The following is a 4,538-nucleotide window of genomic DNA, read 5'->3' as shown; positions in this document are numbered from 1 at the left end:
GCCGCCCGCGCGGCGCTCGATCTCACAGGCGCCAAAACCCTCAAGCCCCACACCCCGAAGACCACACCCAATCCCCCCTAATACCCCGTCATCTCCAGATACCCCCGCCCCCCCACACGCCCCTGCAAGCGCACCGGCCCTTCCCAATAAGCAAACCGTGTCCGCATCCAGGCACGCGGTTCCACGGCATCAGCCCGCACATCAACCCCATACTCCACCACCCGCACCCGCCAACGCGTCGGTACCGCCCTACCGTCTTCCTGCCGATTCCAGGCCAACGCCTCCAACTGAATCTGATCCCCCCGCAGCGCCACCACCTCTCCCTGCGGGCTGACCCACGTCCCCGCCCGATACGGCAATCCCCCGGTGTCGCGCACCTGGAACAGCATCAGCTTCGCACCACTGTCCAGGTGCAGTGAAAACCAGTCCCACCCCGTCTGCCCGGCAGCCAGCGGCTGGCTGCTCCATTCCCGGTCAAGCCAGGCCTGGCCGGTCACCGCAATGCACTGGCCATCACGCTCTACCTCACCGCTGACCCGATAAAACGGCTGACTGTAGTAATACGAAGCTTGCCCCTTGCCCGACTTTTCGCTGTAACCCTGGCTGCCGTGCAACACCAGCGGCCTGTCACTGCGCAGGCTCAGGTCGTAGCGAAAGCCTTCGCCGGCAGCCTTCATCTGCAACCCCGCGATACCCTCGTGCCCCTGCAATGACCAGTCATTGATCCAGGCCCGGAACGGCTCGGCCACCACGCCTGCCTGGCCGACACCGCCGCGCGCCAAGGTCTCGCCAGAACGATGCCCACCTGGCCCGGTCAGGGCCGCGTGCCCCATCCACAGGTTCGGGCTGTTCCAGTCGCGGGTCTCGGGCCCTGGGCGCAGCGCCGAACGGAACAGCGTCCACTGCGCCCCCCAGTCACGGCCCTGGCTATCCTTGAGGTTCGCGGTGACGTACCACCACTCGATGCGAAAACCATCGTGGGCCCCGTGATCACGCGGGAACACCAAGGGGTGATCACGCGTCACCTGGTTGAACCCGCTAACCTGCTGTCCCAGCCCGGCAAAGCTCTCGGGCGCAGGCTCATCACACCCGCACAGCAACAGGCACAACAGCACAGACGCGCTACGTTTCATCGGCAAACTGCCTCAACAAATCGCTTGGCTGACGCCGCGCCAGTTGCCACAACGGCCAGGCGCTGGCCAGCAGGCTGGTCAGGATGCCCAGCACGGCCAGTTGCATCAGTTGCGCAGGGAAGACATACAGCGGCAATCGCCAGCCGAATGCCTGCACGTTCACCACCGCCACCAGGCACCACGCCAGCAAAACCCCTACCGGGATCGCCAGCAGCACGGTAAGGCTGCTCAGCATCAGCGTCTGGCCCAAGCTCAGCCAGACCAGTTGCCTGCGGCGCACCCCCAGTGCCCAAAGCGGCGCCAGCTGGCCCAACCGGCTCTGGCCCAGGGTCAGCAGGTTGATGAACATGGCCACGCCAGCAACCCCCAGCGTGAGGCTGTTGAGGGCCGCGGTGGCGGCGAAGGTACGGTTGAACACGTCAGTCGACCAACCCTTCAAGCGCGACTGCTCGACCACGCGGCTGTCGTCCAGGGCAAAACGCTGCTGCAGCGCGACCTTGAGGGCCGGCAAGTTCGCGGGGGCGATATCCAGGCTCAGGCCGGTCAGCGTTGCCTGCGGCCAGTGCTTGCGCAGCCAGTCGGCATTGACCAGCACATGCCCCTTGGGGTTGCCGTAATCGGCATACACCCCCACCACCGTCATGGGCGGCGCGCCATCGGTTGCCAGTGCCAGGGTATCGCCCACGCCCAGGCCGAGGCGGCGGGCCAACTGCTCGCTGAGCATTACTCCCTTGCCTTGCGCCAATTGCTGCCAGGCCTGCGCGTGCTGCTCCAGCAAGGGCCAGCGGCTGCGGTAGGCCGGGTGGTCGACAACCCCCTGCACCTGCACCGGCCAACCCTGCAGGCGCGTTTCCACACGCCAGCCTGGCAGTACCACCTTGGCCGCAGGTTGCTGCTGGAGCCATTGGTACATCTGCACACCTTGCGCAGTATCCCGGGGCGTCACGTAGAGATCGGCGGCCAAGCGCAGGTCAAGCCAGCCGACAAAGGTCTTGCGAAAGCCTTCGGTCATGCTGCCCACGCCAACACTGGCGGCCAGCGCAAGCAGCAAGGCCATCAACGCCAGGCTCAACGCGGGCAACTGTTGGCGGCTATCGGCGATGAACCACTGCGACAGGGGCCGACGGCGCCCGCGCGCGGCCCAGGCCAATACACCGTCGAGCAAGGCCGGCAACACCAATGCCGAAGCCAGCAGCAGTGCCGCCACCGTGACAAATGCACTGACCAGGCCCTGACCCAGTTGCCAACCGCCCAGCATCACCAGCAGCAAAAATACCGCCAGCCAGCGCTGGCGCCTCAACCAACGGCCTTGTGCCAGCCGCCAGGCCTGGGGTTGCGCAAGCGCCAGCAACGGCAGGCGGGCGGCCTGCAGCACACTGCCGACCCCGGCCAGCAGCGCCCCCAGCACACTCACCAGCACCCCCGCCAACCACCACCACGCCGGCAGGTGCAACGCTGCGCCAACCTGTGCGCCATACAGGCCACGCAAGCTGGCTGCGAAGTCCGGCAGCAGCAGCGCCGCCAGCCCATAGCCGCTGGCCACCCCAGCCAGACCGCCCAGCACGGCGAACAGCCCCAGCTCCAAAGCCAACCCAAACAACAGGCTGTGCAAGCTGACACCACAGGCACGCAGGCTTCTGATCAGATTGCGGCGTTGCTCCAGTGCCAGGCCAATGGCGGCATGCGCGATAAACAGCCCGACCACGAACGCCAACAGGCCGAGGGCGGTCAGATTCAGGTGAAAGCTCTCGGTCAGCCGCTGCAAGCCACCGTCGTCACTGGGGGGTTGCATTTCGAGCTGCGCGGCAATATCTGCAGGCAGTGGCTCGACAGGCCCCGTCAGCAACAGCCGCGACAGCCGCCCAGGCGCCTGCAGCAAGGCTTGGGCATGGCCGATGTCGACCACGATCACGCCTGGCGCCAGCTCCGGCTTGAGCACAAAAGGCGGCAGCACCTGCCCCTCACTGCTCACGGCCTGGTCGGTAACGGCCTTGCCCAACTGGCGCAAGGTATCCGGCCCTACCCAGGCTTGCCCCGGCGTACCGATAAAGGCCTGCAGATCGAAGTCTGCCGCCCGCACACCGGCAACGGCGGTGGTCGATGGCAGGCTCAGTGGCTCGATACCCACCAGCCGAACACTCACGGGCTGCTCCCCGGCAAACCGCAACCGTCCTTCCAGCACCGGGGCAACCGGCCAGCCCAACTGGCGCAATTGCAGGTACAGCGCCTGATCGAACCGCTCCCCCTCACGCGGCACCAACTGCGCTTGCAGCGGCCCCGCCAACACCGCACTGGCGCGCGCATAGTCGCTGCGCGCCTGGGTGTTGAGCGCCTGGACACCGGTCCATAGCGCAGTGGCCAGCCACAAGCCGGTAAAAATGCTGAAGCACTGCACGCGATGACGCTGCCAATGGCTCAACAGCGCCCGCAAGGTGAGCATCAGCGGGTTCATGGGCCGTGCTCGTCGCGCACACGGCCAGCTTGCAAGTAGCAGCAATGCGCCAACCGCGCTGCCAGGCGCTGGCTGTGGGTCACCATCAATACACTGCTGCCGGCCTCGGCCACCAGTTGCAGGAACAGGCCCAGCACCTCGTCGCTGCTGGCTTCGTCCAGGCTGCCGGTGGGCTCGTCGGCCAGCACCCATGCGGGGCGAGCCGCCAGGGCGCGGCCGATGGCAACCCGCTGCTGCTGGCCGCCGGACAACTGCTCCGGGTAACGCGTCAACAGCTCGGCCAGGCCCAGACGCGCAGCCAGGTACGCCAGCCAAGGCCGATCATGCCGGCCGGCAAGCCGTGCCTGAAAAGCAAGGTTCGCCCCCACATCCAGGCTGCTGATCAGGTTGTACTGCTGAAACACCAGGCCGATACCTTCGCGTCGCCAGCGCGCCAGGGACGATTCCGAGCGGCTATCCAGCGGTTCACCGTCAATCAGGATGCGCCCACTGTCGGCACGGTCCAGCCCGGCAATCAGGTGCAGCAACGTGCTCTTGCCACTGCCGGACTCGCCCATCAGCGCCAGGCTGCTGCCACGCGCCAGGCACAGGTCGATGCCCTGCAGCACCGGCAGCAGGCCTTGGGGCGTGATGAACGACTTGTGCAGTTGCTCGACCACCAGCATCGGGAGTGTTCCTCGTGGCGCCACCTCGCAAGCGGTGGCTGAGTGCCCCCTTAGGAATAGCACAGCCAGGCACTACAACCGCCAGGCAACGAATTAATGGATCCACAAATAATAAACCAAGCCCATCAAGGTTCGATAATCGCCCATAAAACGGCGAATTACAGGCTTATTAATTTGACCAAACCATCAGGCGCCCTATTTAATGGATCCATTAAATAAAAACAATCGCTACTCCGGAGAGCCTCATGTACCCGAGAAACACTTGGTATGTCGCCTGCACCCCTGACG

Annotated in this window: 2 protein-coding genes and 1 pseudogene; all 3 read right to left on the bottom strand. The window is 65.5% G+C overall.

Going from position 1 to position 4,538, the window contains the following annotated elements; genetic code table 11:
- Positions 1-77: 77 nt before the first annotated feature.
- The gene (locus NP534_RS25770; RefSeq protein ID WP_274100593.1) at positions 78-1,133 is read right to left on the bottom strand and encodes a lipocalin-like domain-containing protein; all 1,056 of its coding nucleotides are present in this window, start codon (positions 1,131-1,133) and stop codon (positions 78-80) included.
- Entirely contained in the window at positions 1,123-3,585 is a 2,463-nt protein-coding gene (locus NP534_RS25765) for an ABC transporter permease (RefSeq protein ID WP_274100592.1), read from the bottom strand. The genes NP534_RS25770 and NP534_RS25765 overlap by 11 nt, the downstream gene beginning before the upstream one ends.
- Positions 3,582-4,184, bottom strand: a pseudogene (locus tag NP534_RS25760) (ABC transporter ATP-binding protein); the annotation flags it as partial. The gene NP534_RS25765 and the pseudogene NP534_RS25760, both read right to left, overlap by 4 nt.
- Positions 4,185-4,538 lie beyond the last annotated feature (354 nt).

The sequence above is a fragment of the Pseudomonas sp. 39004 genome, from assembly GCF_028682155.1.
In the GTDB taxonomy this organism is placed as follows: domain Bacteria; phylum Pseudomonadota; class Gammaproteobacteria; order Pseudomonadales; family Pseudomonadaceae; genus Aquipseudomonas; species Aquipseudomonas capeferrum.
This window is presented reverse-complemented; position numbering and strand designations above follow the sequence as displayed.

Bases quoted from the DNA above. Each gene is read 5' to 3' on its own strand.
- NP534_RS25770 (WP_274100593.1), bottom strand. From the start codon at position 1,133: ATGAAACGTAGCGCGTCTGTGCTGTTGTGCCTGTTGCTGTGCGGGTGT.
- NP534_RS25765 (WP_274100592.1), bottom strand. From the start codon at position 3,585: ATGAACCCGCTGATGCTCACCTTGCGGGCGCTGTTGAGCCATTGGCAG.